The sequence below is a fragment of the Leucobacter holotrichiae genome (assembly GCF_055791005.1).
Window position 1 is genome coordinate 1 of sequence record NZ_JBVUAC010000036.1, and the last position, 1085, is coordinate 1085.

Annotated in this window: 1 protein-coding gene; it reads left to right on the forward strand. The window is 65.5% G+C overall.

The genetic code is table 11. From position 1 onward, the window contains the following. On the forward strand, nt 1-1038 hold a 1038-nt coding region (locus tag AC0KXF_RS15160), incomplete at its 5' end, for an IS256 family transposase (RefSeq protein WP_473109962.1). Between the last annotated feature and the right edge of the window lie 47 nt (nt 1039-1085).

The window sequence follows — 1085 nt, forward strand, 5'->3', positions numbered from 1 at the left end:
ACCCGGGTCGGGACGATCGATGTCGCTGTCCCGAAACTGCGGCAAGGGACGTATTTCCCGGAATGGTTGATGGAGCGCCGCAAACGGTCTGAGGCCGCGATGATCACCGTGATCGCGGACTGCTACCTCGCCGGAGTCTCCACTCGCCGAATGGACAAGCTCGTCAAGACACTCGGGATCCACTCACTTTCGAAGTCGCAGGTCTCGAGAATGGCCGCGGACCTCGACGAGCACGTGGACCAGTTCCGCCACCGGCCCCTCGCGGATGCGGGCCCGTTCACGTTCGTCGCCGCGGACGCGCTCACGATGAAGGTCCGTGAAGGCGGCAGGGTGATCAACGCGGTCGTCCTCGTCGCGACCGGTGTCAACGCCGACGGGCATCGTGAGGTTCTCGGCGTCCGCGTCGCAACGAGCGAGACAGGAGCTGCCTGGTCCAGCTTCTTCGCCGACCTCGTCGCCCGCGGCCTGTCCGGGGTTCGCCTCGTCACCAGCGACGCCCACCAAGGCCTGGTCGAAGCGATCGCCGCGCACCTTCCCGGCGCGGTCTGGCAACGCTGCAGAACCCATTACGCCGCAAACCTCATGAGCGTCACACCGAAGAGCATGTGGCCGGCAGTCAAAGCGATGCTGCACTCCGTCTACGACCAACCCGATGCCGACGCGGTCAATGCCCAATTCGACCGGCTGTTGGACTACGTCGAGGACAAGCTCCCTGCCGCGTTCGAGCACCTCGACGGAGCTCGCGCGGACATCCTCGCGTTCACCGGGTTCCCTGATGGGCTCTGGGCACAGATCTGGTCCAACAACCCGAACGAACGCCTCAACCGCGAGATCCGCCGCACCGACTCCGTCGGCATCTTCCCCAACCGCGACGCGATCATCCGCCTCGTCGGCGCCGTCCTCGCCGAGCAAACCGACGAATGGGCCGAAGGACGCCGCTACCTCGGCCTCGACATCCTCGCCAAGAGTCGCCTCACCCTCGTCCCCGACAGCGGGAAAGAGGAGGCCACCGACACCGTTCTCGAACTCAGCGCCTAACCCAACACCCCGAAGGATCGGGCTACACCACTACCGGGGACTTGACC